This window comes from Plantibacter flavus (assembly GCF_002024505.1).
GTDB classification, from domain to species: domain Bacteria; phylum Actinomycetota; class Actinomycetes; order Actinomycetales; family Microbacteriaceae; genus Plantibacter; species Plantibacter flavus_A.
The window spans coordinates 2,179,161-2,202,065 of the sequence record NZ_CP019402.1; the positions used below are offsets into that span (position 1 = coordinate 2,179,161).

At 70.3% G+C, this 22,905-nt stretch carries 19 protein-coding genes; all 19 read left to right on the forward strand.

The features are described 5' to 3' along the window. Positions 1–74: 74 nt before the first annotated feature. The 19 genes from metK (at position 75) to BWO91_RS10315 (ending at position 22,859) form a co-directional block, all read left to right on the forward strand. The gene (gene metK, locus BWO91_RS10225) at positions 75–1,268 is read left to right on the forward strand and encodes a methionine adenosyltransferase (RefSeq protein WP_064293843.1); all 1,194 of its coding nucleotides are present in this window, start codon (positions 75–77) and stop codon (positions 1,266–1,268) included. Between the two features lie 26 nt (positions 1,269–1,294). Beyond that, positions 1,295–3,229: a primosomal protein N' gene (locus BWO91_RS10230; RefSeq protein WP_240555449.1), complete on the forward strand. Its 1,935-nt coding sequence runs from the start codon at positions 1,295–1,297 to the stop codon at positions 3,227–3,229. 28 nt (positions 3,230–3,257) lie between these two features. Further along, positions 3,258–4,187: a methionyl-tRNA formyltransferase gene (gene fmt, locus BWO91_RS10235; RefSeq protein WP_079002510.1), complete on the forward strand. Its 930-nt coding sequence runs from the start codon at positions 3,258–3,260 to the stop codon at positions 4,185–4,187. Further along, the gene (locus tag BWO91_RS10240; protein WP_079002511.1) at positions 4,184–5,671 is read left to right on the forward strand and encodes a transcription antitermination factor NusB; all 1,488 of its coding nucleotides are present in this window, start codon (positions 4,184–4,186) and stop codon (positions 5,669–5,671) included. The genes fmt and BWO91_RS10240 overlap by 4 nt, the downstream gene beginning before the upstream one ends. Positions 5,672–5,681: 10 nt before the next feature. After that, positions 5,682–6,350 (forward strand): ribulose-phosphate 3-epimerase, encoded by a 669-nt coding sequence (rpe, locus tag BWO91_RS10245; RefSeq protein WP_079002512.1) that lies wholly within the window; start codon positions 5,682–5,684, stop codon positions 6,348–6,350. Between the two features lie 65 nt (positions 6,351–6,415). Continuing rightward, on the forward strand, positions 6,416–6,679 hold the full coding sequence (locus tag BWO91_RS10250) for a phosphoribosyl-ATP diphosphatase (RefSeq protein ID WP_064293847.1): 264 nt from the start codon (positions 6,416–6,418) through the stop codon (positions 6,677–6,679). Between the two features lie 76 nt (positions 6,680–6,755). Then, positions 6,756–7,595 (forward strand): ATP phosphoribosyltransferase, encoded by an 840-nt coding sequence (gene hisG, locus BWO91_RS10255; RefSeq protein WP_064293848.1) that lies wholly within the window; start codon positions 6,756–6,758, stop codon positions 7,593–7,595. 47 nt (positions 7,596–7,642) lie between these two features. Beyond that, complete coding sequence (gene hisF, locus BWO91_RS10260) at positions 7,643–8,407, forward strand: imidazole glycerol phosphate synthase subunit HisF (protein ID WP_079002513.1); 765 nt, start codon at positions 7,643–7,645, stop codon at positions 8,405–8,407. Then, entirely contained in the window at positions 8,404–8,793 is a 390-nt protein-coding gene (gene hisI, locus BWO91_RS10265) for a phosphoribosyl-AMP cyclohydrolase (protein WP_064293850.1), read from the forward strand. The genes hisF and hisI overlap by 4 nt, the downstream gene beginning before the upstream one ends. Before the next feature lie 13 nt (positions 8,794–8,806). Beyond that, positions 8,807–9,499, forward strand: a complete 693-nt coding sequence (locus BWO91_RS10270) for a Trp biosynthesis-associated membrane protein (protein ID WP_079002514.1) — start codon at positions 8,807–8,809, stop codon at positions 9,497–9,499. Between the two features lie 115 nt (positions 9,500–9,614). Further along, entirely contained in the window at positions 9,615–9,845 is a 231-nt protein-coding gene (locus BWO91_RS10275) for a DUF6704 family protein (RefSeq protein ID WP_064293851.1), read from the forward strand. Between the two features lie 2 nt (positions 9,846–9,847). Further along, positions 9,848–10,624, forward strand: a complete 777-nt coding sequence (gene trpC, locus BWO91_RS10280; protein WP_079002515.1) for an indole-3-glycerol phosphate synthase TrpC — start codon at positions 9,848–9,850, stop codon at positions 10,622–10,624. Beyond that, positions 10,621–11,871, forward strand: coding sequence for a tryptophan synthase subunit beta (gene trpB, locus BWO91_RS10285; protein ID WP_369808438.1), 1,251 nt, complete (start codon positions 10,621–10,623; stop codon positions 11,869–11,871). The genes trpC and trpB overlap by 4 nt, the downstream gene beginning before the upstream one ends. Then, positions 11,868–12,677, forward strand: coding sequence for a tryptophan synthase subunit alpha (gene trpA, locus BWO91_RS10290; RefSeq protein WP_079002516.1), 810 nt, complete (start codon positions 11,868–11,870; stop codon positions 12,675–12,677). The genes trpB and trpA overlap by 4 nt, the downstream gene beginning before the upstream one ends. A gap of 75 nt (positions 12,678–12,752) precedes the next feature. Further along, positions 12,753–13,766, forward strand: a complete 1,014-nt coding sequence (gene lgt, locus BWO91_RS10295; protein WP_079002517.1) for a prolipoprotein diacylglyceryl transferase — start codon at positions 12,753–12,755, stop codon at positions 13,764–13,766. Between the two features lie 117 nt (positions 13,767–13,883). Further along, positions 13,884–18,446 (forward strand): glutamate synthase large subunit, encoded by a 4,563-nt coding sequence (gene gltB, locus BWO91_RS10300; protein WP_079002518.1) that lies wholly within the window; start codon positions 13,884–13,886, stop codon positions 18,444–18,446. After that, on the forward strand, positions 18,439–19,896 hold the full coding sequence (locus BWO91_RS10305) for a glutamate synthase subunit beta (protein WP_079002519.1): 1,458 nt from the start codon (positions 18,439–18,441) through the stop codon (positions 19,894–19,896). The genes gltB and BWO91_RS10305 overlap by 8 nt, the downstream gene beginning before the upstream one ends. A gap of 92 nt (positions 19,897–19,988) precedes the next feature. Next, positions 19,989–21,404: a pyruvate kinase gene (gene pyk / locus BWO91_RS10310; protein ID WP_064296910.1), complete on the forward strand. Its 1,416-nt coding sequence runs from the start codon at positions 19,989–19,991 to the stop codon at positions 21,402–21,404. A gap of 114 nt (positions 21,405–21,518) precedes the next feature. Continuing rightward, positions 21,519–22,859 (forward strand): CoA transferase, encoded by a 1,341-nt coding sequence (locus BWO91_RS10315; protein ID WP_079003930.1) that lies wholly within the window; start codon positions 21,519–21,521, stop codon positions 22,857–22,859. Positions 22,860–22,905 lie beyond the last annotated feature (46 nt).

A 22,905-nucleotide genomic window follows, 5' to 3' on the forward strand; every position in this document is an offset into this window, starting at 1 on the left:
CAACGGTCGGGCCCCGGAACACCACGACGGCCGATCCCTCCACCATCGCATCACCACTTCCGACGGGAGACCGCATGACCGAGCTGCGCCTGTTCACCTCCGAATCCGTGACCGAGGGGCATCCCGACAAGATCTGCGACCAGATCTCGGACAGCATCCTCGACGCGCTCCTCGAGGTGGATCCGCGCAGTCGAGTCGCCGTCGAGACGCTCGTCACCACCGGGCTCGTCCATGTCGCCGGTGAGGTCTCCACGAGCGGCTACGTCGACATCCCGACGATCGTCCGCGAGCGCATCCGGTCCATCGGCTACACCTCGTCCGACATCGGATTCGACGGCGACTCCTGCGGCGTGAGCGTGTCGATCGGCTCGCAGTCCGCCGACATCGCCGCCGGAGTCGACCACGCCTTCGAGTCCCGCGAGCAGTCCAGCGTCGACGCCTACGACCTCCAGGGCGCCGGCGACCAGGGCATCATGTTCGGATTCGCGACCACCGAGACGCCGCAGTACATGCCGCTGCCCAGCTGGATCGCGCACCGTCTCGCAGAGCGACTCGCCGAGGTACGCAAGTCCGGCCAGCTCGACTACCTGCGCCCGGACGGCAAGACCCAGGTCACCATCGGGTACGACGGCTTCCTCCCGAAGACCGTGGAGACGGTCGTGGTCTCCACGCAGCACAATCCGGGTGTCTCCACGGAGCAGCTGCGCCGCGACGTCCAGCGTCACGTCATCGAACCGGTCCTCGCGACGGTCGAGCTCGACAGCTCGAACGTGACGCACCTGATCAACCCGACCGGCATCTTCGTCGTCGGTGGCCCGATGGGCGACGCCGGGCTCACCGGACGCAAGATCATCATCGACACCTACGGCGGAGCGGCTCGACACGGCGGTGGGGCCTTCAGCGGGAAGGACCCGTCGAAGGTGGACCGCTCGGCCGCGTACGCCATGCGCTGGGTGGCGAAGAACGCGGTCGCCGCCGGATTCGCCGAACGTCTCGAGGTGCAGGTCGCCTACGCCATCGGCAAGGCCGCGCCGGTCGGACTCTACGTCGAGACCTTCGGGACTGCCCATGTGCCGGAGGCCGACATCACGCGCGCGATCCGCGACGTCTTCGACCTTCGTCCGGCCGCGATCATCGCCGACCTCGACCTGATCCGCCCCATCTACGCCGCCACGGCGGCGTACGGGCACTTCGGCCGCGAGCTCCCCGACTTCACGTGGGAGCGTCTCGACCGAGTGGAGGCGTTGCGGTCAGCAGCCGGGCTGTAGCCGTGGTCGGCGCGAGGGTCGCGAGGGTGGTGCTCGACTCCCCGTTGCCACAGCTCGACCACCTGTTCGACTACGCCATCCCCGACGAACTGGCCGACGACGCCGTGCTCGGCGCGCGCGTCTCGGTCCCGCTGCGCTCGGCGGGTCGGTCGGCGAACGGGTTCATCGTCGACCTCGCCGACTCGAGCGAGTTCGGCGGAGCGCTCAGCCCCTTGAGCTCGGTCGTCTCGTCGGTGCCGGTCCTGACCCCGAGCCTGTGGACGCTCGCACGCCGTGTCGCGGACCGCAGCGCCGGCAGCGCCATGGACGTCCTGCGTCTCGCCATCCCGCCGCGACAGGTCCGGGTCGAGAAGACCTGGACCGCCGCGACCCCGCCGGAACCTCCGTCGGTCGAGCGGCGCACCGTCCCGGGGTACGCCCCCGGCACCCTCGACCGTCTCGCGCCGGGGGAGCGGTACGCGATCAGCGCGATCCCCACCCTGACCGCGACGAGCGCGGGCGTGTGGCTCCCCGACTGGTCCTTCACGCTGGCGGCTCTCGCCGTGAACCAGCTGTCCGAGGGGAGGAGTGCGATCCTGTGCGTCCCCGACTACCGGGACGTCGAACACCTCCTGGCGGCGCTCGACGACCTCGGTGTCGGTGCCGCGGTCGCGAGGGCTGATGCGAAGCAGACCCCGGCTGCTCGCTACCGCGCCTACCTGGACGGCCTGCATCCGGTGCCCCGGATCGTCGTCGGCAATCGGTCGGCCGTCTATGCACCGGCGCACGACCTCGGACTCATCGCCCTCTGGGACGACGGCGACCCCCTCCACCAGGAGCAGCTCGCCCCCTATGTGCATGCGCGCGACGTCGCGTTGACCCGGCAGGAGATGAGCGGCTCCGCCCTCGTCTTCGCCGCGCACTCACGCAGTACCGAGACGCAGCGACTCGTCGAACTCGGCTGGCTGCGCGAGGTCGCACCGACCCCGCCGATACGACCGAGAGTCGTCGTGTCCCGGGCGAGTGGCGACGACGCCATGACGAGCCAGGCGAGGATCCCGTCGAGCGCCTGGCGCGCGGTCGACGAGGCACTGCATCACGGACCCGTGCTGGTCCAGGTCGCGCGGCCGGGGTACGCGCCGCACCTCGCCTGTCGCCGGTGCGGGACGAGGGCCCACTGCTCGGTGTGCCACGGTCCACTCCAACTCGTCACAGCCCGTTCGCAGCCCTCCTGCCGGTGGTGCGGTCACCTCGCGGCTGGGTGGTCGTGCGAGACCTGTCACGACACCGCGTTCCGTGTCACGGCCGCCGGCACCGGCCGGACCGCCGAGGAACTGGGCCGGGCGTTCCCCCGGTACCGGGTCGTGGTGTCGGACGGCGACGCCCCCAAGTTCGAGGTCGGCCCGGAGCCGGCGCTGGTGATCGCGACCCGAGGCGCGGAGCCCGTCGCTGCGGGCGGCTATGCCGCCGTCCTCCTGGTCGACGCCGACCGCATGCTGGCGCGGGAGTCGCTCCGTGTCGCCGAGGACTGCCTACGGTGGTGGTCGAACGCCGCAGCCCTGGCCGCTCCACGCGCGCCGGTGCTGCTGATCGGCGTCGAGGCCCCCGTGGCGAACGCCTTCGCCCTCTGGCAGCAACCGCGGTTCGCGAGCGAGGAGCTCGCCGAGCGCCGAGAGCTCGGGTTCCCTCCCGCGGTCCGGAGCGCGACCCTCACCGGCACCCGCGACGCCGTCGATGCCGCTCTCGCCGCGCTGCCCGCCGAATACCGGAGCCGCGTGCTCGGCCCGACCGTCGACGAGGCGGGCGACAGCGTCGCGATCCTGCGGGTCGACTACGGCCATGCCAGGGCGGTCGCCGAGCAGTTGCGGGCGACCGTCGTCGCGCAGGCGGCGAAGCGTCGACGGCCGACCCCCGGCAGGCGGGCGCCGAAAGCCCCGCCTACACTCAGAGTACGATTCGACGATCCGGAGATGCTGTCATGATCCACCCCGTCCACGAAGTCCGAACCGCATGAGGCTGGTCTTCGCCGGCACCCCCGCCGTCGCCGTCCCGACGCTCGACGCCCTCGTCTCGGCCGGGCACGAGATCGCGGCCGTCGTGACCCGACCCGACGCCCCGCTCGGCCGCAAGCGGGTCCTGACCCCGTCGCCGGTGGCAGCGGCCGCCGAACGGCTCGGGCTCCCGGTCATCCGCGCTGCACGTCTCGACGACGACGCGACGGCGCGGATCGTCGCGCTCCGTGCGGAACTCGGCGTGATCGTCGCGTACGGCGGGCTCGTCCGTGAACCCCTCCTGTCCGCGCCGGCACACGGTTGGATCAATCTGCACTTCTCGTTGCTGCCGGCCTGGCGCGGCGCGGCGCCCGTCCAGCGGTCCGTGATGGCCGGGGACGCGGTCACCGGCGCGTCGGTCTTCCAGCTCGTGCCGGCTCTTGACGCCGGAGACGTCTTCGCCACCGTGGAGACGCCGATCGGCGAGGGCGAGACGTCGGGGGAGCTCCTCGACCGGCTCGCCGAGCTCGGCGCACCGCTCACTGCCGAGGTCGTCGCCGCCATCGCCGCCGGCACCGCGGTAGCGGCCCCGCAGCAGGGCGAGGTGTCCCTCGCGCCGAAGCTCGACGGCCAGGACGGCCGGATCGTCTGGGACCGCCCCGTCGCCGACGTGTGGTCGCAGATCCGCGGGGTCACCCCCGAGCCGGGCGCGTTCACCGTCCTCGACGAGGCGCGGGTGAAGGTGCACCGCGCCGTCCCCGTGTCGACCCTGCCGACGGATCCGCCGGCGCCCGGGACGATCGTGTCCGTCGACGGCCTCGTCCTGGTCGGCACGGCGGACACCCCGTTGCAACTCCTGGAGGTGCAGCCGGCGGGACGGACGGCGATGCCGGCCGCCGACTGGTGGCGCGGTGCGTCCACGGGAACCGATCGGCTGGTCACCGCGTGAGCGGCCAGCAGCCCGAGGGCCAGCGACGCCGCGACCGACTGCCCCGCGACGTGGAACCCCGTCGAGGACGCCAGCGTCCCACGCGTCCGCGTGACTCGGCGACCGTGCAGCCGGCACGCCGAGTGGCCTTCGACGTCATCCACGCCGTCAGCACCTCGGACTCCTACGCGAACCTCCTCCTGCCGCACCGGCTGGCCGAGGCGAAGTTGAGTCCGGCGGACGCCGGCCTCGCGACCGAACTGACGTACGGCACCCTCCGCCGACGCGGGTACTACGACCGGGTCATCGCGCACGCCGCCAAGCGTCCCGTGACCGAGATCGACGACGCGATCCTCGACGTCCTGCGGCTCGGAGCCCATCAGCTGCTCTCCATGCGCGTCCCAGGCCACGCCGCCGTGAACGAGTCGGTCGAGCTCGCCCGCTCCGCGGGTTCACGGTCCGCAGCCGGCTTCACCAACGGCGTCCTCCGCACCATCTCGCGGACCGAACCCGCCGAGTGGGAGCGGATCCTGCTGGCTGAGGCCACGAACGACACCGATCGCCTGGCCGTGAGCACCGCACACCCGGCGTGGGTCGTTCGGGCCATCAGACAGGCGCTCGATCTGCAGGACCGCGGCGACGAACTCGAGGACGCGCTGGCCGCGGACAACCTCGCCCCGCAGGTGAACCTCATCGCACTCCCGGGGCTCGCCGACCGGCCCGAGGACGCCGAACCCAACCGGTTCTCGCCGTACGGCTTCCGCAGCGCCGGCGGCGACCCGGTGCAACTCGTCGGGACCGGCGGCGGGCGCCTCCGCGTCCAGGACGAGGGCTCGCAGCTCGCCGCGCTCGCGCTGACGCGGGCGGCACCGGTCCGGTCCGGCGAGCGATGGCTCGACCTCTGTGCGGGGCCTGGGGGCAAGGCGGCGCTGCTGGCCGCCGAGGCCCTCGCCGGGGAGGCACGCCTCGACGCGAACGAACTGGTCCCCGCGAGGGCCCGTCTCGTGGAGCGCGCCCTCGCAGGTGTCCCGCTCGACGTGTCGGTCTCGACCGCCGACGGCACGACGCTCGCGGCAGCGCATCCCGAGACCTACGACCGCATCCTCCTCGATGCCCCGTGCACCGGGCTCGGCGCGCTGCGACGACGACCGGAGGCGCGGTGGCGGAAGACGCCGAAGGACGTCTCCGAGCTGACCCGTCTGCAGGGCTCACTGCTCGATGCCGCCATCACCGCGCTCGCTCCCGGCGGGATCGTGGCGTACGTGACGTGTTCGCCGCACGTCGGCGAGACGGCACTGATCGTGGAGAGCGCCCTGCGAGCCCATCCCGGGATGGAGCGGCTCGACACCTCCGCGGTGCTCGACCAGGTCACGACCGAACCGCTCGACGCCGCGGCACCCGGTGGCGCGGTCCAGCTCTGGCCGCACCGCCAGGGCACCGACGCCATGTACATCGCCCTCCTTCGCAAGCCTGCGGAGTCGGCCGGACCCGCTGTCGATCGATAGGCTCGAGCACATGTCCGCGCGCATCAACCCGAGCATCCTGTCCGCCGATTTCGTGAACCTCCAGGCCGACCTGGAGCGGATCGCGAGCGCCGACCTCGTCCATGTCGACGTCATGGACAACCATTTCGTCCCGAACCTCACGTTCGGTCCGCAGATGGTCGGTCGCATCCAGGACGTGTCTCCGGTCCCGCTCGACGTCCACCTCATGATCTCGGACGTCGATCGATGGGCTCCCGGCTACGCCGAGCTCGGGGCGTACTCGGTGACGTTCCACGCCGAGGCCACCAGCGACCCCGTCGCCCTCGCCAGACGCCTGCGTTCCATCGGGGCACGCGCCGGGATCGCCGTGAAGCCCGGCACGCCCATCGAGCCGTACCTGGAACTCCTGCCGGAGTTCGACCAGGTGCTCGTCATGACGGTCGAGCCGGGGTTCGGCGGACAGTCGTTCATGCCGGAGACCATGCCGAAGCTGCAGGCGCTGTCGGCCGAGGTCGCGCGCACCGGTCTCGACGTCTGGCTCCAGGTCGACGGCGGGATTTCCGCGGACACGATCGGGATCGCTGCCACCGCCGGCGCGGACACCTTCGTCGCGGGGTCGGCGGTCTACAGCGGTTCCGATCCGGCGTCGAACATCGCGCTCCTCCGGGCCGCCGCCGAGGCGTCGACGCACACCCACTGACCCGGCGGGCCGGTCGAGCGCGTCCGCGGCGCGCACCGCCGCCCGGAACCGGTACCCTGGAGCACGTGAAAACCTTCGACGAGCTGTTCGACGAGCTGCGCCTGAAGGCCGAGACCCGGCCGGAGGGTTCCGGCACCGTCCGCGAACTGGACACGGGTGTGCACGGCATCGGGAAGAAGATCGTCGAGGAGGCCGCCGAGGTGTGGATGGCGGCCGAGTACCAGAGCGACACCGAGACGGCCGAGGAGATCTCCCAGCTGCTCTACCACGTGCAGGTGATGATGGTGGCGAAGGGGCTCACCCCCGCCGACGTCTACCGACATCTGTAGGAGCTCGTCGCGGCGCATCCGCCGCGCCTCCTGATCACCCTGTCGAGACACCGTCGCACAACACGAAAGTCACCCCATGCTGAGAGTCGCCGTGCCCAACAAGGGCTCGCTGTCCGAGACCGCCGTCGAGATGCTGCAGGAGGCCGGCTACGCGACCCGTCGCGACACCAAGGAGCTCCACGTCGTCGACGCACGGAACGACGTCGAGTTCTTCTACCTCCGTCCGCGCGACATCGCGACCTACGTCGGTTCCGGCGCCCTCGACATCGGCATCACGGGGCGCGATCTGCTCCTGGACTCACACTCCGCCGCCACCGAACTCGCCGAGCTGGGCTTCGGCGGCTCGACGTTCCGCTTCGCCGGTCCGGCCGACGAGTTCTCCGAGCTCTCCGATCTTGCGGGGAAGACCGTCGCCACCAGTTACCCCGGCCTCGTCGGCAACTTCCTCCGCGACGCCGGTGTGGATGCCACGCTCGTCCACCTCGACGGTGCGGTCGAGTCGGCGGTCCAGCTCGGGGTCGCGGACGCGGTGGCGGACGTCGTGTCCACCGGCACGACCCTCCGGAAGGCCGGCCTCGGCATCTTCGGCCCGGTGATCCTCGACTCCACCGCTGTGCTCATCGCGTCGCCGGAGACGAAGCCCACCACGGCGACGCTCATCCGCCGCCTGCAGGGCGTGCTCGTCGCGCGGCAGTACGTGCTCGTCGACTACGACCTCCCGGTCCGGCTGCTCGAGCAGGCGACCGCCGTCGCCGGTGGCATCGAGTCGCCGACGATCTCGCCGCTCCGCGACCCAGAGTGGGTGGCGGTCCGGGTCATGATCCCTCGCGGCGACGCGAACGACGTCATGGACCGCCTCTACGAGCTCGGCGCACGCGCCATCCTCGTCACGGCCATCCACGCCGCCCGACTCTGAGTCGCCCCTCCATCATCACCCGCCCCAGTCGCCTTGCGGAGGCTTCCGTGTCACTCGCCACCCGAGTCATCCCCTGTCTCGACGTCGCCGACGGGCGCGTCGTGAAGGGCGTCAACTTCCTCGACCTCCGCGATGCCGGCGATCCGGTCGAGCTCGCGAAGCGCTACGCCGAGCAGGGCGCCGATGAACTGACCTTCCTCGACGTCACGGCCACCGTGGCCGAACGCGACACCACCTACGACCTCGTCAGCCGCACCGCCGAGCAGGTCTTCATCCCGCTCACGGTCGGCGGCGGGGTCCGCTCGACCCAGGACGTCTCCCGGCTGCTGGCCAGCGGCGCGGACAAGGTCGGCGTGAACAGCGCCGCGATCGCCCGGCCCGAGTTGCTGGGGGAGATCGCCGACCGCTTCGGCGCTCAGGTCCTCGTCCTCTCCCTGGACGTGAAGCGACACGCCGGCAGCGCATCCGGATGGATCGTCACGACACACGGCGGCCGACGAGAGACCGAGCTCGACGCGCTCGCCTGGGCGACCGAGGCGATCGAACGCGGTGCGGGCGAGCTGTTGGTGAACTCGATCGACGCCGACGGCACCAAGGCCGGGTTCGACACCGAGCTCATCAGCGCCATGCGCGAGATCAGCCGGGTTCCCGTCATCGCGTCCGGGGGAGCAGGCCGCCTCGCCGACTTCCCACCCGCCATCGCCGCGGGTGCCGACGCCGTCCTCGCCGCGAGCGTCTTCCACAACGGCGAGTTGACGATCGGCCAGGTCAAACAGGAACTCGCCGACGCCGGTTGGACGGTGCGGGCATGAGCGCGGACATCACCATCCCGGTGGGCGCCGACCCGGAGACCGCGATCGGCCAGCTCACCTTCGACGCGCATGGCCTGCTTCCCGCGATCGTGCAGCAGTGGGACTCACGCGAGGTGCTCATGCTCGGGTGGATGGACGCCGAGGCCGTCCGCCGGACGATGACCGAGGGGCGGGTCACCTACTGGTCCCGGTCACGACAGGAGTACTGGCGCAAGGGGGACACCTCCGGCCACGTGCAGTTCGTCCGGGCGCTCGCCTACGACTGCGACGGGGATACCCTGTTGGTGGAGGTCGATCAGCACGGTGCCGCCTGCCACACGGGGACGCGCAGCTGTTTCGACGGCCGAAGCCTCGACGTCGTCGCAGCACCGACGCCGACACCATGAATCGAGTTGGAGCATGACCGAGAGCACTGCAGCACCCCAGTCCGGACCGGTGGAGCCGCCGAGGCCCGACGAACCGTCCGCCACTGACGAGCTCGAGTCACGAGCTCTGCGCAGTCGTCAGCGCCGCCTGAAGACCCTGCTCCTCGTCACCGCCGTCCTCGCCGACGCGCTCATCCTCGCGGCGTGGACCCAGACCTGGCTCTCGATCAGCCTCGTCGGCGTCGGCCCACACTCCGGCGCGCTCGACGTGGTCGGCTCCGTCGCTGCTCCCGCTCTGTCCGCACTCGCCCTGGCCGGTCTCGCCCTCGTCGCAGCGCTGGCGATCGCCGGGCCGGTGTTCCGCATCATCCTCGGCCTGCTGGAGGCCGTGATCGGCGCCTGCGTCATGATCTCGTCGATCGCGGTGCTCGCCTCGCCGGCGACCGCGGGCGCGGCCGCCGTCACCGAGGCCACGGGCGTGGCCGGAAGTCAGTCGACCATCGACCTCGTCGCGGCGACCACGCTCACCGCGTGGCCGGCGATCACCCTGGTGCTCGGCGTCGTGCTCGGTCTCGCCGGGCTCGCGACCGTGCTCACCCACCGCCGGTGGCCCGGTCCGTCGAAGAAGTACCAGGCGGTCCGGTTTACCCAGGTGGAGACGGCCCCGAGCGCTGACCCGGTGGGCGCCTGGGACGACCTCAGCCGCGGCGACGACCCGACGCGCTGACCGCTCCGCCGACCCACGACGGCACCCCGGGCCACCTGGGAACTCGTGGCCCACGCACGGAACCGCGCACCGCTTGCCGGTACACTGGAACCCGCACTCGCACAGAAGGAGAACCATGAGCACCGACCCCTCGGACCCCGGCCACGGACACTCGCCCGCCGCCTGGACGGCCGTGATCATCATGTTGGTCGCGTTCGCCGCCGGTACGGTCTTCTTCTGGCTCGACATGCCCGTCCTCGTGTGGGCGTCGGCCGGCCTCCTCCTCCTCGGGTGGATCACGGGCGGTGTCCTCGCCAAGGCGGGGTACGGCGTCGGTGGGTCCAAGACCGTGGCGAAAGAGCACTGAACATGCTCGCCGACCTGATGGCCGGCGCGAAGGAGGACGCCCTCGGGCGCCTCGCGGGCCGTCCGGCTGCAGTCGTCGAAGCCGCTGCCGTCGAGGCCCCTCCGGCCGTCGACGCCCTCGCTGCGCTCGCCCCGGCCGACCAGGTCAAGATCATCGCCGAGGTCAAGCGGTCCAGCCCGTCACGCGGCGCGTTGGCCGACATCCCCGACCCGGCGCTCCTCGCCTCGCTCTACGAGCAGGGTGGTGCCAGCGCGGTCAGTGTGCTGACCGAGGGCCGGAGGTTCGGCGGTTCGCTGCAGGACCTCGAGGCCGTCCGGGCCGCGATCCGCATCCCGGTCCTGCGCAAGGACTTCATCTCCTTGCCGTACCAGGTGTTCGAAGCCCGGGCATCCGGCGCCGACCTGGTCCTCCTGATCGTCGCCGGACTCGATCAGGCCACGCTGTCGTCGCTGCACGAGCTCGTCGTGCAGCTCGGCATGACGCCACTGGTCGAGACCCATTCAGCCGATGAGCTGTCGAGGGCGAGCGACATCGGCGCCCGGCTCATCGGCGTCAACGCGCGGAATCTCAGCACCTTCGAACTCGACCAACACCTCTTCGGCTCGTTGACCGACCGTTTCCCCGCCGACGCCGTCAAGGTGGCCGAGTCCGCCGTGCTCCGCGCCACCGACGTCGCCGCCTACCGACGTGACGGCGCCGACGTCGTCCTGGTCGGCGAGGCGCTCGTCACCGGCGACCCCGTCGCCACCCTCGAACAGTTCCTGGGAGCCACCGCATGACCATGTCACCAGCCACCCCCGCCCACGCGGAATCGACGCACCTCCGAGACGAGGCAGGCCCGTTCTTCGGCGACTTCGGCGGACGCTACATGCCTGAGGCGCTCATCGCCGCGGTCGACGAACTCGCGACGGCCTACGAGGCCGCCAAGGCCGACGAGAGCTTCCAGGCCGAGCTCACGACGCTGCTCCGCGACTACGCCGGCCGCCCGTCGATCATCACCGAGGTGCCCCGCTTCGCCGCATCGGCGGGCGGCGCGCGCATCTTCCTCAAGCGCGAGGACCTCAACCACACCGGCTCGCACAAGATCAACAACGTCCTGGGCCAGGCGCTCCTCACGAAGCGCATCGGCAAGACCCGCGTCATCGCCGAGACCGGAGCCGGCCAGCACGGTGTGGCCACGGCCACCGCGGCCGCACTCTTCGGCCTCGACTGCACGATCTACATGGGCGAGGTCGACACCGAACGCCAAGCGCTCAACGTCGCCCGGATGCGACTCCTCGGCGCGACTGTCATCCCCGTGACGACCGGATCGCGGACCCTCAAGGACGCCATCAACGAGGCGTACCGCGACTGGGTCGCCTCGGTCGAGACGACGAACTACATCTTCGGCACCGCAGCGGGCCCACACCCGTTCCCCGTGATGGTGCGCGACTTCCAGAAGATCATCGGCGAAGAGGCCCGCGCACAGCTCCTCGAGTTGAACGGTTCACTCCCGGACGCGGTCGTCGCCTGCGTCGGCGGCGGCTCCAACGCGATCGGGATCTTCCACGCCTTCCTCGACGATGCGGACGTCGCGCTCTACGGGGTCGAGGCGGCCGGCGACGGCGTCGACACCCCACGGCATGCCGCGTCCATCGGCCGCGGTCGTCCGGGCGTCCTCCACGGTGCCCGCACCTTCGTCCTGCAGGACGACGACGGCCAGACCGTCGAGTCCCACTCGATCTCCGCCGGGCTCGACTACCCGGGCGTCGGACCGGAGCACGCCTGGCTCGCCGACACCGGGCGGGCGACGTACGTCCCTGCGACGGACGCCGAGGCGATGGAGGCCTTCCGGCTCCTGAGCCGCACCGAGGGCATCATCCCCGCGATCGAGTCCGCACACGCGCTTGCCGGGGCAATCGTCCTCGGCAAGGAGCTCGGCCCCGAGGCGACCATCCTGATCAACCTCTCCGGGCGCGGAGACAAGGACGTCGAGACGGCTGCGACCTACTTCGGGCTCCTCGACGAAGCCGGGCGGAACGCATGACCGCGGCCACCGGTCACACGACGGTCTCACCGGTCGCTTCGGCGATCGACGCGGCCTCCATGGACCGCCGCGGCGCCCTCATCGGATACCTCCCCGTCGGGTTCCCCGACCTCCAGACGAGCATCGACGCCGCCATCGCGCTCGCGCAGAACGGCGTCGACGTCCTCGAGCTCGGCGTTCCCTACTCGGACCCCGTCATGGACGGAGCGGTCATCCAGGCCGCGACGATGACGGCTCTCGCGGAGGGGTTCCGGTTGCGCGACGTCTTCACGGCGATCAGCGCCATCCGCGCCGCCGTGGACGTCCCGGTCCTCGTCATGACGTACTGGAACCCGGTGCTGCAGTACGGCGTCGAACGGTTCGCCTCCGACCTCGCAGCGGCCGGGGGAGCCGGGCTCATCACGCCCGACATCACCCCCGACGCCGCGGCGGACTGGCTCGACGCCAGCGAACGACACGGCCTCGACCGGGTCTTCCTCGCAGCCCCGACGTCGAGCGACGAGCGCCTGTCGCTCGTGACCGAACACTCCCGCGGCTTCGTCTACACCGTCTCCACGATGGGCATCACCGGTGCCCGGCAGGACCTCGACGCCGCTGCGAAGACCCTCGTCGGTCGGCTCCGCACGGCCGGGGCACAGCACGCGTGCGTCGGCATCGGCATCTCGACCGCGGAGCAGGTCCGCTCGGTCCTCGAGTACGCCGACGGAGCCATCGTCGGATCCGTGTTCGTCAAGGCACTCGCCGACGGCGGTGTCCCGGCGATCACCGAGGTCGCCCGTTCACTCGCGGCCGGCACCGCCCGCTGAGGGTATCCTCAGCACGTCCGCGATGCTGAAAGCCCTACACTCGATCAGAGTTCGTAACGAAAGGCGACCACTGCAGTGATTGCACCCCTCAGCATCCCGAGCCCGAACCCGGACATCGCGACCTTCAGCGTGGGCCCGTTCACGGTGCACATGTACGCGCTCTGCATCATCGCCGGGATCATCGCCGCCACCATCCTCACTTCCCGGCGGCTGACGAAGCGCGGTGCCGAGCCGGGCATCGTGCTCGACATCATCCTGTGGGCCATCCCCTTGGGGATCATCGGTGCGCGGATCTTCCACGTCCTGACCCACCCCGGCGACTACTTCTACCCGGGTGCGGACCTCCTGCGGACGCTCTACATCTGGGAGGGCGGCATCGCGATCTTCGGTTCGCTCATCGGTGGAGCAGTCGGCGCCTACATCGGCTGCCGCATGACGGGGATCCGGTTCTGGACCTTCGCCGACGCCCTCGCGCCCGGCCTGCTGCTCGCCCAGGCGTTCGGACGCCTCGGCAACTACTTCAACCACGAGCTCTACGGGCTCCCCACGGACCTGCCCTGGGGCCTCGAGATCGAGGCCAGCAACCCCGCGTTCCCGATCGGTCTGCCCGCCGGCACGCTCTTCCACCCCACGTTCCTGTACGAGATCATCTGGAACCTGCTGGGGGTGGCCGTCATCCTCTGGATCGGACACCGCTTCAACCCGCAGTGGGGCCGCCTGTTCGGTGTCTACCTCATCTGGTACGGAGCCGGTCGCACGGTCTGGGAGACCATCCGGATCGACCCGAGCGAGTACCTCTTCGGCATCCGCGCCAACGTCTGGGCCGCGATCCTCGCGATCGTCGTCGGACTCGCGATCATCGTCATCCAGTCGCGTCGCCACACGGGTGCCGAGCCGTCGCCGTACGTCCCCGGCCGTTCCTGGGCCGATCCGAAGGCTGCGGTAGACTACTACGACACCGACGCGGAGAACCTGGGGCTGCGCAGTGCCTCCGCCGACGACGATGCCGACGGATCAGACCGCACTGCGTCATCCACTCCGTCGTCCGAAGCCACGGTCGCCACAAGCAAGACCGGCTCTCGCTCCTAGGCTGAACGCACCCTCGTCGGCCCGGTGGATCCCGGCTCAGCAGGGGATCCATCACCCGTTTCATCCCAGGGCCAGCGACGTCCCCTTCTGATCCCCTTTCGTGAGGACGGTAATTCCATGGCGCATGCACCGTACGCTTCGTTCAGCTCGGTTCCGCCCAAGCAGGGCATGTACGACCCGGCGAACGAGAAGGACGCCTGTGGCCTGGCGATGGTCGCGACCCTGACGGGCGAGGCCTCGCACAGCATCATCGACGCGGCGCTCGGTTCGCTCCGCAACCTGGAGCACCGCGGCGCGATCGGTTCCGACGCCGGGACCGGCGACGGCGCGGGCATCCTCACCCAGATGCCCGACGCCTTCCTGCGCGGCGTCGCCGGATTCGAGCTGCCGCCGCTCGGTGCGTACGCCGTGGGCATCGCCTTCCTGCCCACCGACGCCTCCGAGCGCGCACAGCTCCAGACGCGCATCGCCGCGATCGCCGCCGAGGAGGAACTCACCGTCCTCGGCTGGCGCGAGGTGCCGGTCGACCCCGACGAGTTGGGGAAGCTCGCCCGTGCGGCCATGCCGGCGTTCGAACAATTGTTCGTCACGGGGACCGGCGCGTCGACGCCGACCGGGATCGCCCTCGACCGACTCGCCTTCCGGCTCCGGAAGCGGGCGGAGCGCGAGCTCGGGGCGTACTTCATCTCCTTGTCGAGCCGCACGCTCGTCTACAAGGGCATGGTCACGACGCTCCAGCTCGAACCGTTCTACCCCGACCTGTCCGACGAGCGGTTCGCGACCAAGCTCGCCATCGTCCACTCGCGGTACTCCACCAACACGTTCCCGTCCTGGCCGCTGGCCCAGCCGCTGCGCATGATGGCGCACAACGGCGAGATCAACACGGTCGAGGGGAACCGCAACTGGATGCGCGCGCGGCAGTCGCAGCTCGAGTCCGAGCTCATCGGCGACATCCGCCCGCTGCTCCCCATCATCACGCCCGGAGCGAGCGACTCCGCCTCGTTCGACGAGGTCCTCGAGCTGTTGACGCTGACCGGACGGTCCCTCCCGCACGCCATGATGATGATGGTCCCCGAGGCCTGGGAGAAGCAGACCGGGCTGTCGCAGGAGCGACGCGACTTCTACGAGTTCAACTCCATGCAGATGGAGCCGTGGGACGGTCCGGCCGCCCTCACCTTCACGGACGGCTCACTCGTCGGCGCGACCCTGGACCGGAACGGCCTGCGCCCCGGTCGGTGGCTGGAGACGACCGACGGTCTCGTCGTCCTGGGTAGCGAGATCGGCGTCCTCGACGTCGACCCGAGCCGGGTCAAGCGCAAGGGCCGCCTGCGTCCCGGGAAGATGTTCCTCGTCGACACCGAGGCCGGGCGGATCATCGAGGACGACGAGATCAAGGACGAGCTCTCGGCTTCGGCACCCTGGGGCGACTGGCTCGACGCCGGACGCATCAACCTGAGCGACCTGCCGGAGCGCGAGCACATCGTGCACACGCCGGCATCCGTCACCCGCCGCCAGCGGACCTTCGGGTACACCGAGGAGGAGGTGCGCATCCTCCTGCAGCCCATGGGCCAGAACGGTGCGGAGCCGCTCGGCGCGATGGGCTCGGACACCCCGATCGCGGTGCTCTCCGACCGCCCTCGGCTGCTGTTCGACTACTTCGTGCAGCAGTTCGCCCAGGTCACCAACCCGCCGCTCGACTCGATCCGCGAGGAGGTCGTCACCTCGCTGAAGCTCGGGCTCGGCCCTGAGCGCAACCTCCTCTCGTGGGGCCCCGAGCACGCCAAGCAGGTCGTCCTCGACTTCCCGGTCATCGACAACGACGAGCTCGCCAAGATCCAGCACATCGACCCGAACCCGGCGAGCCCGCTGACGACGACCGTCAAGGCGCTCTACCGCGTCGAGGACGGCTCGGCCGGACTCGAGACGCGCCTGCGCGAGATGTGCGACGAGGTCGACCAGGCGATCCTCGCAGGCTCGGAGTTCATCGTCCTGAGCGACCGCGACTCGAACTCCGACCTCGCGCCGATCCCGTCGCTACTCTCGCTCGCCGCCGTGCACCACCACCTCATCCGCGCCGAGAACCGGATGAAGGTCGGGCTCGTCGTCGAGGCCGGCGACGTGCGCGAGGTCCACCACGTCGCGCTGCTCATCGGCTACGGCGCCTCCGCCATCAACCCGTACCTGGCCATGGAGAGCTGCGAGGACCTCGTCCGCAGCGGCCTCATCCAGGGCGTCACCCGCGAGCAGGCCGTCAAGAACGTCATCAAGGCGCTCGGCAAGGGCGTGCTCAAGATCATGTCGAAGATGGGCATCTCGACGGTGTCCTCCTACGCCGGAGCACAGGCCTTCGAGGCCGTCGGCCTGAGCCAGCAGCTCGTCGACAGCTATTTCACCGGCACGGAGACGAAGCTCGGCGGTGTCGGCATCGAGGTGATCGCCGAGGAGAACGCGAAGCGTCACCGGTACGCGTACCCCGAGGACGCCGCATCGACGGCCCACGAGCGCCTGCAGTCCGGCGGTGAGTACCAGTGGCGTCGCGACGGTTCGCCGCACCTCTTCAACCCGGAGACGGTCTTCAAGCTCCAGCACGCGACCAAGACGCGCCGGTACGACATCTTCCGCGAGTACACCCACATGGTCGACTCCCAGGCGGCACAGCTCATGACGCTCCGCGGGATGTTCACCCTCCGCACCGGTGCCCGCCCGCCCGTCCCGCTCGACGAGGTCGAGTCGGTCGCCTCGATCGTGAAGCGGTTCTCGACCGGCGCGATGAGCTACGGCTCCATCTCGCGCGAGGCGCACGAGACGCTGGCCATCGCGATGAACAGCATCGGTGCTAAGTCGAACACCGGTGAGGGTGGCGAGGACGTCGACCGGCTCCTCGACCCGACGCGCCGCAGCGCGATCAAGCAGGTCGCCTCCGGCCGGTTCGGCGTGACGAGCATGTACCTCACGCACGCCGACGACATCCAGATCAAGCTCGCCCAGGGCGCGAAGCCCGGTGAGGGCGGGCAGTTGCCGCCGACGAAGGTCTACCCGTGGGTGGCGCGGACGCGGCACGCCACGGCGGGCGTCGGCCTCATCTCGCCGCCACCGCACCACGACATCTACTCCATCGAAGACCTCAAGCAGCTCATCTTCGACCTGAAGCGTGCGAACCCGAAGGCCCGGATCCACACCAAGCTGGTCAGCCAGTCCGGCATCGGTGCGGTGGCCGCGGGCGTCGCGAAGGCGCTCTCGGACGTCATCCTCGTCTCCGGTCACGACGGCGGAACCGGCGCGAGCCCGTTGAACTCCCTGAAGCACGCGGGCACGCCCTGGGAGCTGGGTCTCGCTGAGACGCAGCAGACCCTCATGCTCAACAACATGCGCGACCGGGTCGTGGTGCAGGTCGACGGTCAGATGAAGACCGGACGCGACGTCGTCATCGGGGCCCTGCTCGGCGCCGAGGAGTTCGGCTTCGCGACGGCACCGCTCGTCGTCTCCGGGTGCGTCATGATGCGCGTGTGCCACCTCGACACCTGCCCGGTCGGCGTCGCGACGCAGAACCCGGTGCTGCGCGAGCGGTTCACCGGCAAGCCGGAGTTCGTCGTGAACTTCTTCGAGTTCATCGCCCAGGAGGTGCGCGAGTACCTCGCCGAGCTCGGGTTCCGGACGCTCGAGGAGGCGATCGGCCACAACGAACTGATCGACGCCGACCGGGCGATCGATCACTGGAAGGCGTCCGGGCTCGACCTGGCCCCGGTCCTCGTGGGTCCCGTCTTCGCCGACGACGAGCCGCGGATCAACCGCCGGCCGCAGGAGCACGAGCTCGAGAAGCACTTCGACCAGCAGCTCATCACGGCCGCCTCGGAGGTGCTCGAACACGGTGGCCACTTCTCGGTCGACCTGCCCATCCGCAACACGGAGCGGGCGGTCGGCACCATGCTCGGCCACGAGGTCACCAGGCGGCACGGCGAGAACGGGCTCCCGGCAGGGAGCATCGACATCACCCTGCGTGGCTCGGCCGGGCAGTCCTTCGGCGCGTTCCTCCCCGGCGGCATCGCGCTGCGGCTCATCGGCGACTCGAACGACTACGTCGGCAAGGGCCTGTCCGGCGGACAGATCGTCGTCCGGCCATCCGAGCGCGCAGCCTTCGCGCCCGAGGAGAACGTGATCGCCGGCAACGTCATCGGGTACGGCGCGACCCAGGGCACCATGTTCCTGAGCGGGATCGTCGGCGAGCGGTTCCTGGTGCGCAACTCCGGCGCCACGGCGGTCGTCGAAGGCGTCGGTGACCACGCGCTCGAGTACATGACGGGCGGTCTCGCCGTCATCCTGGGCCAGACCGGCCGGAACCTCGGCGCGGGCATGTCCGGCGGCACGGCCTACGTGTTCGACCTCGAACGCGACCAGGTCAACCGAGACTCCCTCGCCTCGGGGGAGCTCACCCTGTCCGAACTCGACAGTGCCGACGCCGAGATCGTCCGCGACCTCCTCGAACGGCACGTCGTGGAGACCGGTTCTCCGCTGGCCGGCCGGCTGCTCGCCGACATCGAGGACTCACTCGCCCGGTTCGTCAAGGTCCTCCCGCGTGACTACGCGGCGGTCCTGGCGACCCGACAGACCGCACTCGACGAGGGGCTCGACCCCGACGGCGACATCGTATGGAACCGAATCCTGGAGGTGACCGGTGGCTGATCCCAAGGGATTCCTGAAGGTACCGGAGCGCGAGCTCCCGAAGCGCCGGCCCGTGCCGGTCCGCATCATGGACTGGAAAGAGGTCTACGAGCAGAGCGACCCCGCGACCGTCCGCAAGCAGGCTGGTCGCTGCATGGACTGCGGCATCCCGTTCTGCCATCAGGGCTGCCCGCTGGGCAACCTCATCCCGGAGTGGAACGACCTGATGTGGCGAGGCGAGGGACGCTCGGCCATCGAGCGGCTGCACGCCACGAACAACTTCCCGGAGTTCACAGGCCGTCTCTGCCCGGCGCCGTGCGAGAGTTCGTGCGTGCTGGGCATCAACCAGCCCGCCGTGACCATCAAGCAGGTCGAGGTGTCGATCATCGACCAGGCGTTCGCCAACGGTTGGGTCGAGTCCCACCCGCCGGAGCGGCTGACCGGCAAGACGGTCGCCGTCGTCGGTTCCGGTCCGGCCGGTCTCGCCGCAGCCCAGCAGCTGACGCGTGCCGGGCACACGGTCGCGGTCTACGAGCGCGACGACCGCATCGGTGGTCTGCTGCGCTACGGCATCCCCGACTTCAAGATGGAGAAGAAGCACCTCGACATCCGGCTGAAGCAGATGCAGGACGAGGGCACCCGGTTCCGCGCCGGCGTGAACATCGGGGTCGACATCAGCTGGGACGAGCTCCGCGCCCGCTACGACGCCGTCGTCATCGCCACCGGCGCGATGGTGCCGCGCGACCTGCCGATCCCCGGTCGTGACCTCTCCGGGGTCCACTTCGCGATGGAGTACCTCGTGCAGGCGAACCGCGTCGGCGCCGGCGACACGGTCGCCGACCAGATCACGGCGGAGGACAAGCACGTGGTGGTCCTCGGCGGCGGCGACACCGGTGCCGACTGCATTGGCACGGCGCACCGTCAGGGTGCCGCCTCCGTCACGAACCTCGCCATCGGCACGCAGCCGGCGGGGGAGCGGCCCGAGCACCAGCCGTGGCCCATGATGCCGACGCTCTTCGAGGTCGCGAGCGCACACGAGGAGGGCGGCAACCGCGAGTACCTGGTGTCGACCGTCGAGTTCCTCGCCAACGAGGCCGGCGAGGTGCGGGCGATCCGCGTCGCCGAGACGGAGTTCATCGACGGCCGTCGCGTGCCGAAGAGTGGCACCGAGCGGGAGATCCCGGCCGACCTCGTCCTGCTCGCACTCGGATTCACGGGCCCGGAGGGCGAGACCCTCGAGTCGCAGTTCCAGCTCCCCTTCACCGGGCGTGGCAACGTGGCGCGGGAGCACGATTACCAGACCAACCAGCCCGGCGTGTTCGTCGCGGGTGACGCCGGTCGTGGCCAGTCCCTCATCGTGTGGGCGATCGCCGAGGGCCGCGCTGCGGCGGCGGCCGTCGACCAGTACCTCGAGGGCGAGACCCAGCTTCCCTTCCCGGTCCGTCCCACGGACCAGCCCATCTCCCTCTAGGCTTTCAAGCGGACGACAAGCGTCGGACGCATCATGCCGAGCAGTGAGTACCGAAGCGCCTCGCGCGCAGAAATCATGGAGAACACACACACATGAGACGAGCCAAGATCGTCGCAACGCTGGGGCCTGCAGTCTCCAGCTATGAGAACATCCGGGCCATCATCGATGCGGGGGTCGATGTCACCCGGATGAACCTGAGCCACGGCAGCTACGACGTGCACGAGGCCATCTACGCCAACGTGCGCAAGGCCACCGAGGACTCCGGCCGTGCCGTCGCCGTCCTGGTCGACCTGCAGGGCCCGAAGATCCGCCTCGGCAAGTTCGAGGGCGGCCCGTACGACCTCGCCGTCGGCGACATCTTCAAGATCACGACCGAGGACATCCTCGGCACCAAGGAGATCTCCTCGACGACGTTCAAGGGCCTGCCCCAGGACGTCAAGCCGGGCGACTTCCTCCTGATCGACGACGGCAAGGTCAAGGTCGAGGTCGTTGAAGCGGACGACACCGTCGTGACCACGCGCGTCATCGTCGCCGGCCCCGTGTCGAACAACAAGGGCATCAACCTCCCCGGCGTCGCCGTCAACGTGCCCGCGCTCAGCGAGAAGGACGAAGCGGACCTCCGCTGGGGACTGCGTCTCGGCGCCGACCTCATCGCCCTGTCGTTCGTGCGCGACGCAGCCGACATCGACCGTGTCCACGAGATCATGGCGGAGGAGGGCCGCAAGGTCCCCGTGATCGCCAAGATCGAGAAGCCGCAGGCCGTCGAGAACCTCGAGGGCATCGTCGAGGCGTTCGACGCGATCATGGTCGCCCGTGGCGACCTCGGTGTCGAGCTCCCGCTCGAGGCCGTCCCGATCGTGCAGAAGCGTGCGGTGGAGCTCGCTCGCCGCATGGCGAAGCCGGTCATCGTCGCGACGCAGATGCTCGAGTCGATGATCTCCAGCCCCATCCCGACCCGCGCGGAGACCTCCGATGTCGCGAACGCGGTGCTCGACGGTGCTGACGCGGTCATGCTCAGTGGCGAGACGAGTGTCGGCGCCTACCCGGTGATCACGGTCCAGACCATGGCCCGGATCGTCGAGTCGACCGAGATCCACGGTCTCGACCGCGTTCCGCCGCTCGGCACGAAGCCGCGCACCCAGGCCGGAGCGATCACGTTGGCGGCCGTCGAGGTGGCGGACTTCGTCGAGGCGAAGTTCCTCTGCGTCTTCACGGAGTCGGGGGAGTCGGTCCGCCGCATGGCCCGTCTCCGCAACCGGATCCCGATCCTGGCGTTCACGCCCGACCCGGCCATCCGTCGTCGGATGGCGCTGAACTGGGGCGTTGAGTCCTTCGTCGTCGAGCGCGTGACGCACACCGACCAGATGGTCGCCCAGGTGGACGAGGTCCTCGTCGCCACGGGCAAGGCCGCCGTCGGTGAGCCGGTCATCATCATCTCCGGTTCCCCTCCCGGCATCCCCGGGACGACGAACGACATCCGCGTCCACAAGGTGGGCGACGTCCTCTAGTCGTCGACAGCAGCGAAGGCCGTGGTCCTCCCGTACGGGGACCACGGCCTTCGTCGTCCGCCGGGTGTGCGGTGGCACCGCGATTCCGGACGCCGTGGGTCTAGCCTGATGTCCATGAACCGTTCCGTCCTCGTCGACGACACCCTCCGCAGCGCCGTGGGCCTGGAGCCGGGAGGCGTCGACCGTGAGGCGACCGGTGCGGCAGGACTCCTGGCCTCCCGATTCGCTGTCCTGGAGCTCGCCGCGGTCGCCGTCGGTGCCGTGGAGGATGCCGCCGACCGACTCCGCATCGCCCTCGGATACGAGCCGATGCACCCGGCTCTCGACCTCGAGCGGATCGCCGCGGCCTACCAGAGCGACCGCCTGTTGCGGATCGACGGAGCAGCCGTGGACGCGTTCGCGCCACTGTCCGGCTTCTTCGCCGCGGCCGACGGCTGGGTGCGCACGCACGCGAACTACCCCCACCATCGTCGCCGCCTGAGCGCCATGCTCGGGATCGGCGACGAGGCCACCCGCGCAGAGCTCGCCTCGGCGATCGCCTCCCGCTCGGCCCTCGACCTGGAATCGGAGGCCGCCGGAGTCGGCGCACTGCTCGTCGCCGTCCGGAGCGCTACCGAATGGTCGTCCACACCGCAGGCCTCGGTCGGTGACGGACCGCTCGTCAGGCGCCACGGTGGCTCCAGCGGCTCGAGGATCGCCTCGTGGGTGCGGCCCACGCGCCGGCAACCCTTGCGCGGCCTCCGCGTCCTCGACCTGACGCGGGTGATCGCCGGTCCCGTGTCCACGAGGACCCTCGCGCTCCTCGGCGCGGACGTCCTGCGCGTGGATCCACCCCAGGTCCCCGAGATCCCCTGGCAGCACACCGACAGCGGCCAGGGGAAGCGGACGGCCACCCTCGACGCGTCGACGCCGCGTGGCCTCGCGACACTGCAGACGCTGTGCGACGAGGCCGACATCCTGGTGACGGGGTACCGGCCACACGCCCTCGAACGCCTCGGTCTGCGAGGTCGCGACGGTCTGGTCACCGGCTCCGTCGACGCCTGGGGTACGACGGGGCCCTGGGGTGATCGACGCGGTTTCGACAGCCTGGTCCAGGCCGCCACGGGCATCGCGCTGGTCGAGGGCGATGACGGCGCCCCGGGTGCCCTGCCGGCTCAGGCGCTCGACCACAGCGCGGGATACCTGCTGGCGGCGGCCATCGTCGACGACGTGGCGGCGGTCGTCGGCGGCGGTGATGCCGGCCGGTCGTCGGTGTCGCTCGCGCGCGTCGGTGCGGCGCTCCAGCGACTGCCACGATCCGAGGAACGCCCGCCGTCCGATCTCCCGAGAGCGCGGTGCCTGGTGACCCACGGTGCGGTGACGACGGCCCGCCCCGCGCTCAGCGCCTTCGACGATCACGCATCCCCGGCGGCGGTCCTGGGGAGCGCCGAACCGCAGTGGACCCCGCGCAGCTGATCCCGACACACTCCGCACCGGGAGATGACCGCCCTCCGGTCGCTCG